The sequence below is a fragment of the Kitasatospora sp. NPDC001309 genome (genome assembly GCF_042896295.1).
In the GTDB taxonomy this organism is placed as follows: Bacteria; Actinomycetota; Actinomycetes; order Streptomycetales; family Streptomycetaceae; genus Kitasatospora.
The window spans coordinates 11,324-24,707 of record NZ_JBIAXC010000037.1 but is presented as its reverse complement, the minus strand read 5'-3'; the positions used below and the strand labels follow the sequence as shown (position 1 = coordinate 24,707).

Here is a 13,384-nt window from a genome sequence, read left to right as displayed (position 1 = left end):
CGCCTCAGCTCTCGTTGAGCGGGCGCAGCAGGACGTCCTGGATGACGTCGCGCCCCGGTCCGCTGCCCCACAGGCCGCGTTCGGCCATCAGCAGGGCGTTGAGCAGCTGGTCGTTGGCCAGGTCGGCGCCGTCCTCGCGCTGGCGGCGCAGGAACTCGGTGATGAGCTCGGCGCGTTGGGTACCGTCCGGGCTGCCGTCCGCGCCGAGGTGGGCGGCGACCATGGCGGCCAGCCGTTCCTCGGTGGGCGGTTGGATCTCCAGCCGGACGCAGCGGCGCAGCAGGGCGGAGGGGAACTCCCGCTCGCCGTTGCTGGTGAGGACGACCAGCGGGAAGTGGGCGCAGCGCACGTGGCCGCCGCGGACGACGGCGCGCCGGCCGGGGTCGGCGACGGCGATCTCCTGTGGGCCCGGGCCGAGGCGCTGGAGTTCGGGGATCTCGAACTCGCCCTCCTCGAAGACGTTGAGGAGGTCGTTGGGCAGGTCGATGTCGCTCTTGTCGATCTCGTCGATGAGGACGACGCGGGGGGTGCGCCAGGGCAGCAGGGCGGTGCCGAGCGGGCCGAGGCGCAGGAACCGGCCGATGGCGGGCGGCCTGCGGTGCGGGCCGTCCTGCGGCGCGTGCAGGCCGGCCTCGTGGAGCCGGCCGATGGCGTCGTAGGTGTAGAGGCCGTCGCGCAGGGTGGAGCGGCTGCTGATCGGCCAGCGCAGCACCGGGCCGAGGCCCAGCTCGTGGGCGACGGCGTAGGCGAGGGTGGACTTGCCGACGCCGGGCTTGCCGGTGATCAGCAGCGGGCGGCGCAGGTGGAGGGCCAGGTTGACGAGGTGGACCTCGCGTTCGTCGGCCTGGTAGGCGGTGGCCTGCTGGACGCGGCCGAGGCGGCGGGCCGTCAGGCCGGCGGCCTCCTGGACGGGGGGCGGCGGGAGTTCCTCGTCGCCGTCGAGCCAGTCGCCGAAGGAGCGCCAGGCCGGGGCGGGCGGGAGCGCGGCGATGCCGCCGTGGGGCACGCCGGTGCCCCGGTAGATCCACCAGTTCTCGGGCATCGTTACCGCCTCGTCCTCGTCCTCGTTCTCGTTCTCATCGTTTCCCACTCCTCGGCCCTGTGTGCGGTCGTTTCCCGCGCCGTCGGTTCCCGCTTCACCGCCGGCCATCCGCCTCGCACCGTCCGGCCCACACCCTCCGCCTCACACCATCCCCGGGAACCCGGCGTCCTGGTCCGGGTCCATGCAGTTCGGGTCGTCCCAGAAGAGGGCGACGCCGTCCTGGGCGGGTGCCTCCCGGGTGACCTTGCGGTGCCGGTGGACGGCTTCCGGCAGGTGGGCGAGGGAGCGCGGGCGGTCGCGGAGCAGGGCGTCGACCACCTCGGTCGGGGCGCCGGGGGTGCGGCGCCACAGCATGGCCGGGACGCCGTCGATCTCCACGGCGTCGAGCACGGCCGCGCGCACCCGGGGGTCGAGTTCGTCGTACGGGGTGTCGAGGGCGAGGCAGGCGACGGTGGGGCGGCCGTCGAGCCAGCCGGGCAGGTCGGCGACCCGTTCGGGGTGCAGGGGCGGCCAGTCGATCCGGTCGGCGGCGTCGCGGTCGAGGGTGTCGGCGAACAGGTGCTCCCACCGGTCGTACCAGGCCTCGGTCTGCAGCCACGGGTTGATGTAGCGGTCCAGGTAGCGGACCACCACCGGGTGCAGCAGTCCGATCCGGCGTCCGTCCAGGGTCGGGGACCACAGTTCGGCGCTGTGGCCGAGCAGTTCCCTGGGCAGCAGGAACTCGATCCGGACGGGGCTGCGCCGGTTCCGGCCGAGTTCGGCGAGCAGGGTCTGCCAGCCGGCCAGTCGGGCGCTGCCCTCGGCGACCAGGTCCTCCAGGGCGAGCGAGTCGGTGGCGACGAGGTCGTGGAGGCGGGCGATCGGGCCGCCGGCCAGCGGTTGCCGGTAGCAGGACGCCCGGAGGTGGTAGCGGCCGGCCTCGATGTGCTCCGGGGTCTCGGGTTCCAGCCGGATCTGCACGATCAGGCGGACGGCCGTCTCCTCCCGGGGCGCGGGGCGGGCGACCGGGAGGCTGCACAGCAGGGCGCCCAGGTCGCCGAGCCGGGGGTGCCGGAGCAGCAGGTCGCGGTCCCGGGCGAGGCCGTCCAGGAAGGCCAGGGCGTAGCCGGCGTCGGGGCCGCCGAAGTGGTCCAGCAGGCGGGTGAGGACCTCGGGCAGGGTGGTCCGCTCGTCGATCCGGTGGCGGCCGGGCGCGTTCGGGGGTACGTGGAGGAGCAGTTGGTGCGGGCCGGGGGCCGGGTCCAGGGTGCGCAGCAGGGTGATGGCGTGGAGCAGGGCGCGGGCGGGGAGGCCGGTCTCGGCGGTCAGCGCGAGCACGGTCACCTCCAGCCAGGGCAGGGCGCCGCCGTACGGGTCGTGGTCCCTGAGCGCCTCGCCGAGCGAGCCGAGGACGGCCCGGGGGTCGCGGGCGCAGCGGATGCTCCGCAGGATCTCCAGGACGTGTTCGCGCGGGGTGTCGGCCTCCTTGACGTCCAGGTGGAAGAGGCGGGACGCCGGGGAGCGGCCCATCGTCTCCAGCACGCCCTGGCGGAAGTCCCGTCGGGAGATGCCCTGGAAGTCGAACAGGATGTCGGCCAGCAGGGCTTCGGCCTCCTCGAACGGGGCGGCGAGGTGGGGGCCCCGCTCCACGGCGGCCTGCGGCGGCCTGCCGCCGTTCGCGCCTGGGTGCATCGGCCTACCAGCTCCCCGGACCGTCCGCGGGGCGGTCCCCGGCGGCCCGGCCGAGCACGTCCCGCAGGTGCGCTAACGCGCCGTCGTGGGGGGCGAGTTCCTCCAGTGCCGTGTACAGCGCGCGGAGGGCCGCCGGGGCGTCGCGGTGGTGGCGGCAGCGGCGCACGATGCGGAACAGGTGGTCACGGCGGTCGGAGCGTTCCTCGACCTCGAAGGAGTTCGGCAGGCCGAGGTGCTCGCCCATCCGCTCCAGCAGGTCGAACCGGCCGTCGGCGCGCGCGGTGTACGGGAGGGCCATCAGCGCCGTCACCAGGTCGGCGTCGGTGGGCGGCGGTGGGGGCGCGGCTGCGTGAACCTCCGGGCCGAGGAAGGCGATCAGGGCGGCCAGCGGCACGTACCAGCCGCCCAGGTCCTGCTTGTGCGAGCGGGTGCTCTTGAGCACGCCGCGCACCAGCCCGTCCGGCCCGGCCAGCATGCTGCCGCTGAGGCCGGGTTGCACGAAGCCGGTGACGGCGGTGAACTCCCCGGACCGGCCGACGACCCGCAGGGCCACCGTGTCCTCGTTGACCCCCGGTGTCGGGGTGGCCGTGGAGTGGCCGAGGGCGGTCAGCCACGTCCCCGGCTCGGCCTCGGCGCCCGCCAGCGGGGCCACCGGGTGGCCGGGGCCGAGCGCCGGGACGGCGAGCAGCGCGAGGTCGGGGAACGCCTCGAAGGGGCCGGCGCCCAGCTCGGCGGGTTCGGCCCGGACGGCGTCGGGCGGTACGGGGTGCGTGCTCGCCCCGTACCGCACCACCAGGCCCTCGGCCGGGCCGCGCCGGTCCAGCACCACGTGCGCGCAGGTGACCGCCAGGCCCGGGGCGACCAGGAAGCCGCTGCCCAGGAAGGCGCCCGCGGCCTCGATCCGGACGGCGCAGCGGTGCAGCGCCTCGGCCCGGGCGCCGTCGAGGTGCGGGCCGGTCACTCCGCGGCGGCGGGGGTGGCGGCCGGGGCGGCCCCGGCTCCTTCGGCCTCGGCGAAGCCCACCTCGCCGGTCACCTCGGCCCGTACCGTGGTGCCGTCCCCCAGGTCGATCGTCTCCACCGTCACGTCCCCGGCCACGCCGCTCCCCTCCCGAACGTCCGGGCCGTACGCCCGAACCACCATGCCTGCCTGCGGCCTCCCCGACCGCGCGCGCCACCCTACCGCGAGCGCGCGGGCCGTTCGGCCGTCTTCCGCCCGTCCGGAGTTCCCCGCTTCCGGTGGGTGACGGTGACTCACGCCTCCTTCCGGCAGCCGGCCTTGTCGAGTGACGAGGCCCTTCGGAGCGCGAGGACTCCTGTCTCAGCGGCCACGCTCCCCGGGCCGGGGCCGGCCGCCGGTCGTCACCGTCCGGCCTTGCGCGCCGCGGCGCGGATCGCCTCCGCGTACGGGGCGTCGAGGGCCCTGGTCTCCGGGGTGAGGTCCTGGAAGGGGACCAGGGCGCCGTGGTCGGCGTTCGTCGACTGCATCCACGCCGACCAGGCGTCGTGGACGTCCTCGTCCGTGACCTGCGTCCCCTTCGCCCGGAGCAGTACGGCGTAGCTGCGGAAGAGGTCGTCGGAGTCGGCCGGCGGCGCGGCGGCGGCCGGAAGGCACGAGCGGATGAGGTCGGCGAGCTCGTCGAGGTAGGTCATTCGAGCAGCGTTCCCAGGAGGATCACCAGATACACCGCGGCGAACACCCAGGGGACGAGCCGTTCGGAGATGCCGAGTTCCGCGTACCGCTTGCGCCCGGCCTGGCGCGGGGTCTGCTTGAGGTGGTTCCACTCGTCGGTGAAGACCTTGGCCGGCAGGCCGTTCTCCAGCTCGTTGATGACTTTGAACTTCGCGGCGTTGAGGTCCCGGTAGCTGCGCAGTTGGAGCCACCACGCGGCGGACAGGGTCAGGCCCGCCGCGGTGACGGCGACCACCGACCACCACGCGGCCTCCCGCAGTTGGGGAACACCGAAGCCGACGACGGTGACCAGGGCGGTCTGCACGGAGAGGAAGAAGGCGTTGGCCGCGCCCCGGCGGGCTGACACCCGGTCGGCCATCTCCACCGCGAGCTTGTACAACTCCAGCAGTTCCGGCGGCTGGTGGGGATCGGCGGGGCGGGCGGCCACGGGGTTCACCGCTCACCGCCCGCGGCTTCCGCCGCCCGGTTCTGCCAGGTCGTGACCTGCCGGATGAGGAGGATGACCAGCACCCCGGCCACCAGGAACAGTGCCGTCAGCAGCGCGGACGCGTTGGCGTTGGCCAGCACGTCCGACTCGCTCTCCTCCGAGTTGGCCAGACGCCACTGGACCGGTTTGACGACCTCGGCCAGGATGAAGCAGGCCCACCAGGCCTTGACCAGCGTGTCGGGAGCCGGCCGCCGGGGCGCGCTGGCCCGCCAGATGTCCGTGACGACCTGGTAGGGGTACCAGAGGTTGGCCACGGGGACCGTCCAGGCCCCGACCGCCCACATCCGGGAGCGGCGATGGGCCTCGCGACCCCCCAGTGCCTCCGCGTTGATCCGTGCCCGCCACAGCCAGACCAGGAACGCCACCCCGGCCGCGGCCCAGACGACGAAACTCGCCGCCAGCGACGACACCGTCGTGAGGGTGTCCGAATCGGCGGCCGCGAGGTCCGCGTCCGTGGCCGCCCCGTTGAGGTAGTCGTGGATGAGCAGGTAGTCGCGCCAGTTGGCCACCGAGACCAGCACCTCCCGCAGGACCTCCACCGCGATCAGCACCGCCGCGGCGACGCCCCAACCGGTCACCGGCCTGTGCGTCCTCGCCCCGGTGCCGCCCGCGCGACCGGCGCCGTGTTGCTGTGCGTTGCTCATGGGTTCCCTCCGTTGACGTGCTGTCCTCGACGTGTCCTCGACGTTTCTTCGAGGTGTCCTCGATGCGTTCCCGACGCGTCCTCACCGCGTCCTCGACGTCGCGCCGGGCTCCGCCGCCCGGCGCCGGTTGCGGCCGGGCACTCTCAGGGAGCGGCGAGTGCGAGCAGCCGGTAGAGCAGGACCAGGATCGCGAGCGCCACCATGCCCTTGCCCCAGGTGCCGAGCATGTTGATGTCGCTGCGCACCACGACCATCCGGCCGCGGACGCCCACCGCCGCCAGTGCGGTCTTCATCGCGCCGACCGTCCGGCGCGCCGGTGAGGGGTCCCAGGTCACCTCCTTGGCCGCCCTGAGGCGACGCATGATCCAGCGCCCGTGGGGCGCCGGGCCGGACGTGGGCTGGACCGCCGTCACCTGCGGTGTCCAGTCGGGTGCGAAGGTGACGGCGGCCGAGATCCAGGAGGTGTCCGCCGCCACCCCCTCCAGCGGAAGGGGCACCGGCAGCCGGCCGTCCAGGCTGTCGATCGCCTCGCTCACCCGGCCCGGTGTCAGCAGGAGGAGCTTGCGGGCGGGCTGGGTGGCGACGACCTGGTCGATCTCCCAGCGCAGCCCCTCGCCGACACCCACCCGCAGCACGATGAGCTGGGAGAGGTCCATCAGCCGCAGGATCGTCGGCTTCCAGTCGTCCAGTGGGAGGTAGAACCGTGCCGCACCGAGCAGCGGCAGCGGCTCACCGGGTCTGCCCACCGCGATCACCGGGCCGAACGCCGCCAGGGCGGAGGCGAGTTGCTCCTCCCGGGAGTGGATGTTGAGCGCCTGCCCGTCGTCGACCTGGGCCGCGGTGCGGTCGTCGGCGAAGCTGCGGAGGTAGAGGACGGGCCGGCGGCCGTCGGCCCGCAGGGCGCGCACCGCACCCCGGGTCGAACGGGGCCGGCTGTAGCGCAGGACCAGGAAGCCCGCGCCGACCGCGGCCAACCCCACCGGGAGCAGCAGGACTTGGACGGCCATCGGTCGGCCGTGTTCGGTCGGATTCGTTCGCTGGGCCATGCTCACGAGGGTCATCCCTCCGATGAACAGGGTGTAGCCGAGGCCGGTCGCGGCCAGGAACAGCGGCCGGCGCCAGGGCGGATGCCGCTCGGCGAACCGGCCGACCGTACGGACGGCTTCCGCGGTCGCCGCCCTGCGTCGGCGGCGGAGCCAGAGCGACGGTCCGGCGAAGGCCAGCGCGCCCGCCGTGAGCCACAGCCCCGCCAGGGTCTCGGAGCGAAGGTCCTGGTCGAGGCCCGCCCGATCCCGTTCGACGTCCGCCGCGAGCGCACCGGCCCGCGCCCGGGCGGAGGCGCCCCGGCCCAGGTCCACGAAGCCGGTGACCGCGGCGACCGTGGCCCGGGCCCGGCCGGCGGGCACGTTCTCCTCGAACCACGCCCTCGCCGCGACGAGTTCGGCGCGGGCAGTCGGGTCACCGGCCGCGAAGCGGTCCACCAGGACGGTGAACGCGGCGACGCGGGCCGGGCCGTCCTGGAGGCGGCTCTCGGCCTGTCGGCTCTCGACCACGGTGATCAGCACGTGCAGCGCGGCATAGGCGGCCACGAGCGCGATCGCCGTGATCACCCGGGAAAGCGTCCGCACACCTGATGACATTCGGCCCCCCTGCTCCGAGCACCCACGGGTGCCCGCGCTGCGTCCCGGGCACACCTGGCGTGTCCGGCCGCCGCGGGCACTCCATGATGTGGCCCAACTCACCAAGAGTTGAAGAGATTTGAGCGACATATGAGCCGCGGGGGCCACTCGCCCGACCGGCGGGGCCGGGACCGCCCCATGGTTTGAGCGTTTCTGCGCAGAGCGGGGCGCGGTGGGCCGAGAGTCAGGGGTTGTGTTGCTCAAAACTGCAGTCACGATTGACATGAACCGCCCGGAGCAGCAAGCTGCTCTTTCGAAACTGCTCAAAACCAGTGTTCTTCAAGCATCTTGGATCATCCGATCAAGCACGCACGAAGGCGGTATCTGCGGTGGACAAACGTGTGCTGGCCCTCGTCTCGGCGTGTGCCCTGGGGGCGCTCGCCCTCACCTCCTGCGGCAGTGGCGGCGGGAGCGGCAGTGGTGGGGCGGACGCCGACGGGAAGGTGACGCTCAAGCTGGTGGCCGCCGACTACGGCGACAAGGAGTCCAACAGCTCGAAGAACTACTGGAACGGGGTCGCCACCGCGTTCACCGCGGCCAACCCCGGCATCAAGGTGGACGTCCAGGTGGTGAACTGGAACGACATCGACAAGCAGGTCAAGACGATGATCCAGAGCGGCAACGTGCCGGACGTGCTGCAGACCGGCGGGTACGCCGACAAGGTCGCCGACGACCTGCTGTACAAGGCCGAGGACGTGCTGTCGCCCGACACCCGGGGCGACCTGATCGACAGCTTCGCCAGGGCGGGGCAGGTCAAGGGCGTGCAGTACGGCATCCCGTTCGTCTCCTCGGCGCGGGCACTGTTCTACAACAAGGCGCTGTTCCAGCAGGCCGGAATCGGCCAACCGCCCACCAGTTGGGAGGAGTTGCGCAAGGACGCCGAGCTGGTGAAGGCCAAGGTGCCCGGGGTCACGCCGTACGCGCTGCCGCTGGGGCCGGAGGAGGCCCAGGGCGAGAGCATGATCTGGGAGCTGGGCAACGACGGCGGGCCGACCGGGAAGGACGGCGCGTACACCCTGAACAGCCAGGCCGACATCGACACCTTCCGCTGGCTCAGGTCCAACCTGGTCGACCCGGGGCTGACCTACGCCAACCCGGCCACCACCGACCGCAAGACCGCGTTCGCGGACTTCGCGGCCGGGAAGGCCGCCATGCTCAACGGGCACCCGTCGCTGATCCAGATGGCGCAGGACGGCAAGGTCGACTACGGGGTCGCCCCCATCCCCGGCAAGAACGGCCCGCTGGCCTCCACCCTCGGCGTGGCGGACTGGATGATGGCGTTCAAGAAGAACGGGCACCGCGACCAGATCCGGAAGTTCCTCGACTTCGCGTACACCAAGGCCAACCAGGTCTCCTTCGACGAGACGTACAACCTGATGCCGGTGACCAAGAGCGCGCTGCAGGAGCTGACCACCGGGGGCAAGCACCAGGACCTCGCGCCGTTCTTCGCCCTGCTGCCGAACGCCGTGTTCTACCCGCTCGGCGACACCACCTGGGACGCGGTCTCGGCCGAGATCAAGAAGTCGGTCGGCAGCGCCGTCGCGGGCGACCCGGCCAAGGTGCTCGGCGACCTCCAGAAGAAGGCCCAGGACGCCGTCGCGAACAAGTGACGTCAGGCGCCCGACAGTTGACGGCCCACCCCGAGCGCGTGCCGGCCGACCCCGAACAAGTGACGGCCGGCACCCGGCGACGGCCGTGAAAGGCACCCCCGTGACTCCCAACCCCCCTGTGCGCAGAGGCCGTCGCTTCGGCCCGCTGCCGTGGATCGCCCCGGCCGTGCTGCTGATCCTCGCCGTGGTGCTGTGGCCGGTGTACGAGATGGTCCGCACCTCGTTCCTGCGGGTCAGCACCAGCGGCTTCGTCCGCGGCTCGGCCGGACTGGACAAGTACCGCAAGCTGTTCGACGAGACGGACCTCGGCCACGTCCTGCTGGCCACGGTGGCCTGGACCCTCGCCGTGGTCGGCCTGACCATGCTGCTGTCGCTCGCCCTGGCCCAGCTGTTCGACCAGCGCTTCCCCGGCCGCCGCTACGCCCGCTGGGCGCTGATCGCGCCGTGGGCGGCGTCCGTGCTGATGACCGCGATCGGCTTCCGCTGGATGCTGGACCGGACGGCGGGCGTGCTGAACACCGTCATGACCGACCTCGGGCTGGTCGACGGCCCGCAGGACTGGCTGGGCGACCCCTCGACGGCCTGGCCCTGGATGGTCTTCGTCGCCGTGTTCGTCTCCCTCCCGTTCACCACCTACACCCTGCTGGCCGGTCTGCAGACCGTGCCCGCCGAGGTGTACGAGGCGGCCCGGGTGGACGGCGCCTCGGCCTGGCAGGCGTACCGGCGGATCACCCTGCCGCTGCTGCGCCCGGCGTTCCTGGTCGGCCTGGTGATCAACCTGATCAACGTCTTCAACTCCTTCCCGGTGATCTGGGGCATGACCCAGGGCGGCCCGAGCAGCGACACGGCCACCAGCACGGTGTTCATGTACCAGTTGAAGTCCACCGACATCGGGGAGTCCGCGGCGATGTCGGTGGTCAACTTCGCCCTCGTGGTGCTGATGGTGCTGGCCTTCCTCAAGGTCAGCCGCTGGAACCAGGAGGAGAGCTGATGCCGCGCCAGAACCGTTGGAGGCCGCGCACCCTGGCCCTCGCGGGGGCGGCCTGGCTGCTGGCCGCGGTCTTCCTGTTCCCGTACCTGGAGATGGTCGTCACCGCGCTGCGCCCGGCCGACGAGCTGCGCGACGCGACGTACCTGCCACGGCACTTCGCCTGGTCCAACTTCGTCGGCGTGTGGCAGGAGTCCACGCTCGGCGACAACCTGCGGGTCACCCTGCTGGTGGCCGGCGGCTCCACCCTGCTGGCGCTGCTGGTCGCGCTGCCCGCCGCCTACTACACCGCCCGGGTGCGCTACCGGGGCCGTCGGCTGTTCCTGCTGCTGGTGCTGGTGACCCAGATGTTCCAGCCGACCTCCCTGCTGGTGGGCCTCTACCGGGAGTTCTACCAGCTGTCCATGCTCAACTCGGTCTGGACGCTGATCCTCTGCAACGCCGCGTTCAACCTGGCCTTCGCGGTCTGGATCCTCACCGCGTACATCTCCTCGATCCCGGTGGAGCTGGAGGAGGCCGCCCTGCTCGACGGCCTGGGCCGGATCGGGGCGCTGCGCCGGGTGGTGCTGCCGCTGGCCCTGCCGGGCGTGGTCACGGCGGTGATCTTCACCTTCATCTCCGCCTGGAACGAGTTCGTCATGGGCCTGACGCTGTCCACCGATCCGGGCAGCCAGCCGCTGACCGTCGGGATCAACAGCTTCATCGGCAACTACACCGTCCAGTGGAACTACCTGTTCGCCGGCTCGGTCGTCGCGATCGTGCCGGTGGTGGTGCTGTTCGCGCTGATCGAGCGGCACGTGGTCTCCGGCCTGACCGCCGGATCCGTCAAGTAGCGCATCCCGTCAGCAGATAGACCCCGCCCCCGAGCCCCGCCCCCGAGCCCCCGAGTCGACAGGAGAACCCCCGTGCGCCTGCTCCGACCCCAGCTCCGCCGGGCCGCCCTCGCGGCAGCCCTGACCAGCCTCGCCGCCGTCACCGGCCCCGTCGTGCCGGCCCACGCCGCCGGCCCGCCCGCCGCCGTCCTGGACGGCAGCCACCAGAACGTCACCTGGCAGAGCCCCACCTACGCCAAGGGCACCCTCGGCGGCGCCACCTCCTGCCCCGCCGTCGCCCAGGACCCGGACGGCGCGGTCTGCGCCCGCTTCGACCTGACGGTGAACGTCCCGAACGGCTACTGGGACGACAACCCCGAGGGCGGCGTCCCGATCTCCGTCCAGTGGCAGAACCCCACCGACGACTTCGACCTGTACATCTACGACGCCAACGGCAAGGAGGTCGCCGAGAGCGCGGGCACCGCCGACCCGGAGGCGACGGTGATCCCCAAGGCCTCCGGCACCTACCACGTCCTGGTCGTCCCGTACGACGTGCACGGCGGCTCCTTCACCGGCCGCGCCTACCTGCCGCAGACCGCCGACGCCGGCGACCTCACCTCGTTCAGCGGCGGCAAGGGCAGCTACGACATCGCCGCCGGCACCCTCAAGGCCAAGGTCGACTTCCTCGCCGACGACCAACTGCGGCTGCGCGCCGCGCCGGACGGCACCATCACCGACCCGGCGGGCAGCACCATCATCCGCAAGCAGCCCGAACTCCAGCCCCGCACCTCCTCGTTCGATGCCGGCGACTACTACGGCATCCGCTCCGGCCACGTCGTACTGCGGGTCTACAAGCACCCGCTGCGGTTCGGCCTCTACCAGGCCGACAACCGCACCGCGATCTGGCAGGAGAACGCCCCGATGCGCTGGTCCACCAGCGGCCTGCGGCAGAGCCTGACCCGCGGCACCGACGAGCAGTTCTTCGGCGGCGGCGAGCAGAACGGCAGCTTCTCGCACCGCGACCAGGTGGTCCACGTCGCCAACAGCACCAACTGGAACGAGGGCGGCTACAACAACTCCCAGCCCTTCTACGTCTCCAGCGGCGGCTACGGCGTCTTCCGCAACACCTTCGCCCCCGGCATCTACGACTTCGGCTCGCCGGTGCGCACCGGCCAGCAGGAACGGCGCCTGGACGCCTACTACTTCACCGGGGACGTCAAGTCCGTCATCGGCCAGTACACCTCGCTGGTCGGCAAGCCCTTCATGCCGCCGGTCTACGGCCTGGAACCCGGCGACTCCGACTGCTACCTGCACAACGCCAACCGCGGCGAGCGACACACCACCGACGCCCTCAAGGTCGCCGACGGCTACGTGCAGAACCAGATGCCGCTCGGCTGGATGCTGGTCAACGACGGCTACGGCTGCGGCTACGAGAACCTCCCGCAGACCGGCGACGGCCTGCGCAAGGACCACGCCCAGCTCGGCCTGTGGACCCAGAACGGCCTGCCCAACCAGGCCGAGGAGGTCAAGGCCGGGGTCCGGGTCCGCAAGCTCGACGTCGCCTGGGTCGGCAACGGCTACGACTTCGCGCTGAACGCCTGCGACCAGGCCAAGGCCGGCATCGAGGACAACAGCGACGCCCGCGGCTTCGTCTGGCTGCCGGTCTCCTGGGCCGGCGCCCAGCGCTGCGGCGTGCTGTGGAGCGGCGACCAGAGCCTGTCCTGGGACTACATCCGCTGGCAGATCCCCACCTACGCGGGCGCCACCATGTCCGGCATCGCCTACGACACCGGGGACGTCGGCTCGATCTTCCGCCGCGACCCCAAGATGTACACCCGCGACCTCCAGTGGAAGGCCTTCCTGCCGACCATCATGACCATGGACGGCTGGGCCAAGGACATGACCGGCAAGGAGCAGCGCGACCAGCAGCCCTGGCTGGACGGCGAGCCCTACACCTCGATCAACCGCAAGTACCTCCAGCTCAAGGAACGCCTGCTGCCGTACATGTACACCCTGTCCGCCGAGGCCACCCGCACCGGCATCGGCGCCGTCCGCCCGCTCGCCCTGGAGTACCCGCACGACAAGGCCGCGCTCGGCCCGAACGCCACGTACGAGTTCCTCGCCGGGCCGGACTTCCTGGTCGCCCCGGTCTACTCCGACACCTCGGTGCGCAACGGCATCTACCTGCCCGAGGGCACCTGGACCGACTACTGGACCGGGCGCACCTACCAGGGCCCCACCACCATCGACGACTACTCCGCCCCGCTGGACACCCTGCCGGTGTTCGTCAAGGGCGGCGCCATCGTCCCGATGTGGCCGCAGGGCACGCTGTCCTGGCAGAACCGCGACAAGGGCGAACTCGACTACGACCTCTACCCGAAGGGCGACTCCTCGTACACCCTGTACGAGGACGACGGCGTCACCCGCCAGTACAACGCCGGCTCCTCCGCCACCCAGCAGGTCGAGGTCCACGCCCACGGGCCCGTCACCACCGTCGAGGTCGGCGCCAGCGAGGGCAGCTACACCGGCAAGCCGGACGCCCGCTCGTACCGCTTCACCGTGCACGGCCAGTCCGCCCCGCGCCTGGTCGTCACCCAGGGCGGCCGGCTCCCCGAACTCCACTCGGCCGCCGCCCTCGACACCGCTGCCTCCGGCTGGTTCTTCGACACGGCGACGGGCGTGACCCACGTCAAGACCCCGTCGGTCCCCACCGACGACGAGTTCTCGCTCCACCTGATCCACTGAACCCTTGACGCTGA

The 13,384-nt window shown here is 72.1% G+C and carries 12 protein-coding genes; 4 read left to right on the top strand and 8 right to left on the bottom strand.

Annotation, left to right across the window (positions count from 1 at the left end; genetic code table 11):
- Positions 1-4 precede the first annotated feature (4 nt).
- The 8 genes from ACFY2K_RS30715 to ACFY2K_RS30680 form a co-directional block, all read right to left on the bottom strand.
- Entirely contained in the window at positions 5-1,090 is a 1,086-nt protein-coding gene (locus tag ACFY2K_RS30715; protein WP_387715859.1) for an AAA family ATPase, read from the bottom strand.
- Positions 1,091-1,183: 93 nt separating this feature from the next.
- The gene (locus tag ACFY2K_RS30710; RefSeq protein WP_387715856.1) at positions 1,184-2,713 is read right to left on the bottom strand and encodes a hypothetical protein; all 1,530 of its coding nucleotides are present in this window, start codon (positions 2,711-2,713) and stop codon (positions 1,184-1,186) included.
- 4 nt (positions 2,714-2,717) lie between these two features.
- On the bottom strand, positions 2,718-3,674 hold the full coding sequence (locus tag ACFY2K_RS30705; RefSeq protein ID WP_387715853.1) for a trypsin-like peptidase domain-containing protein: 957 nt from the start codon (positions 3,672-3,674) through the stop codon (positions 2,718-2,720).
- Positions 3,671-3,811 (bottom strand): hypothetical protein, encoded by a 141-nt coding sequence (locus ACFY2K_RS30700; RefSeq protein WP_387715850.1) that lies wholly within the window; start codon positions 3,809-3,811, stop codon positions 3,671-3,673. The genes ACFY2K_RS30705 and ACFY2K_RS30700 overlap by 4 nt, the downstream gene beginning before the upstream one ends.
- A 263-nt stretch (positions 3,812-4,074) precedes the next feature.
- Positions 4,075-4,365 carry a hypothetical protein gene (locus tag ACFY2K_RS30695; protein WP_375884252.1) on the bottom strand — a complete coding sequence of 97 codons (291 nt, stop codon included), beginning with the start codon at positions 4,363-4,365 and terminating at the stop codon, positions 4,075-4,077.
- Positions 4,362-4,832 carry a hypothetical protein gene (locus tag ACFY2K_RS30690; protein ID WP_375884250.1) on the bottom strand — a complete coding sequence of 157 codons (471 nt, stop codon included), beginning with the start codon at positions 4,830-4,832 and terminating at the stop codon, positions 4,362-4,364. Before ACFY2K_RS30690 ends, ACFY2K_RS30695 begins: the two co-directional genes overlap by 4 nt.
- A 5-nt stretch (positions 4,833-4,837) precedes the next feature.
- Positions 4,838-5,536: a DUF4328 domain-containing protein gene (locus tag ACFY2K_RS30685; protein ID WP_380526538.1), complete on the bottom strand. Its 699-nt coding sequence runs from the start codon at positions 5,534-5,536 to the stop codon at positions 4,838-4,840.
- A gap of 143 nt (positions 5,537-5,679) precedes the next feature.
- On the bottom strand, positions 5,680-7,146 hold the full coding sequence (locus ACFY2K_RS30680; protein ID WP_380526536.1) for a transferase: 1,467 nt from the start codon (positions 7,144-7,146) through the stop codon (positions 5,680-5,682).
- Between the two features lie 398 nt (positions 7,147-7,544).
- On the opposite strand from ACFY2K_RS30680, the gene ACFY2K_RS30675 reads away from it, so the two are divergent.
- From ACFY2K_RS30675 to ACFY2K_RS30660, 4 genes are all read left to right on the top strand, one after another.
- Positions 7,545-8,825, top strand: coding sequence for an extracellular solute-binding protein (locus tag ACFY2K_RS30675; protein ID WP_375884243.1), 1,281 nt, complete (start codon positions 7,545-7,547; stop codon positions 8,823-8,825).
- Positions 8,826-8,943: 118 nt separating this feature from the next.
- A complete protein-coding gene (locus ACFY2K_RS30670) occupies positions 8,944-9,816 on the top strand; it encodes a carbohydrate ABC transporter permease (protein WP_387715844.1) in 873 nt (290 codons plus the stop codon).
- Entirely contained in the window at positions 9,816-10,646 is an 831-nt protein-coding gene (locus tag ACFY2K_RS30665) for a carbohydrate ABC transporter permease (RefSeq protein WP_387715841.1), read from the top strand. The genes ACFY2K_RS30670 and ACFY2K_RS30665 overlap by 1 nt, the downstream gene beginning before the upstream one ends.
- A gap of 72 nt (positions 10,647-10,718) precedes the next feature.
- Positions 10,719-13,370 (top strand): TIM-barrel domain-containing protein, encoded by a 2,652-nt coding sequence (locus ACFY2K_RS30660; protein ID WP_380526529.1) that lies wholly within the window; start codon positions 10,719-10,721, stop codon positions 13,368-13,370.
- The last annotated feature ends 14 nt before the right edge of the window (positions 13,371-13,384 follow it).

Coding starts and splice junctions, on each gene's coding strand:
- ACFY2K_RS30710 (WP_387715856.1), bottom strand. CDS start 2,713: ATGCACCCAGGCGCGAACGGCGGCAGGCCGCCGCAGGCCGCCGTGGAG.
- ACFY2K_RS30695 (WP_375884252.1), bottom strand. CDS start 4,365: ATGACCTACCTCGACGAGCTCGCCGACCTCATCCGCTCGTGCCTTCCG.
- ACFY2K_RS30685 (WP_380526538.1), bottom strand. CDS start 5,536: ATGAGCAACGCACAGCAACACGGCGCCGGTCGCGCGGGCGGCACCGGG.
- ACFY2K_RS30665 (WP_387715841.1), top strand. CDS start 9,816: ATGCCGCGCCAGAACCGTTGGAGGCCGCGCACCCTGGCCCTCGCGGGG.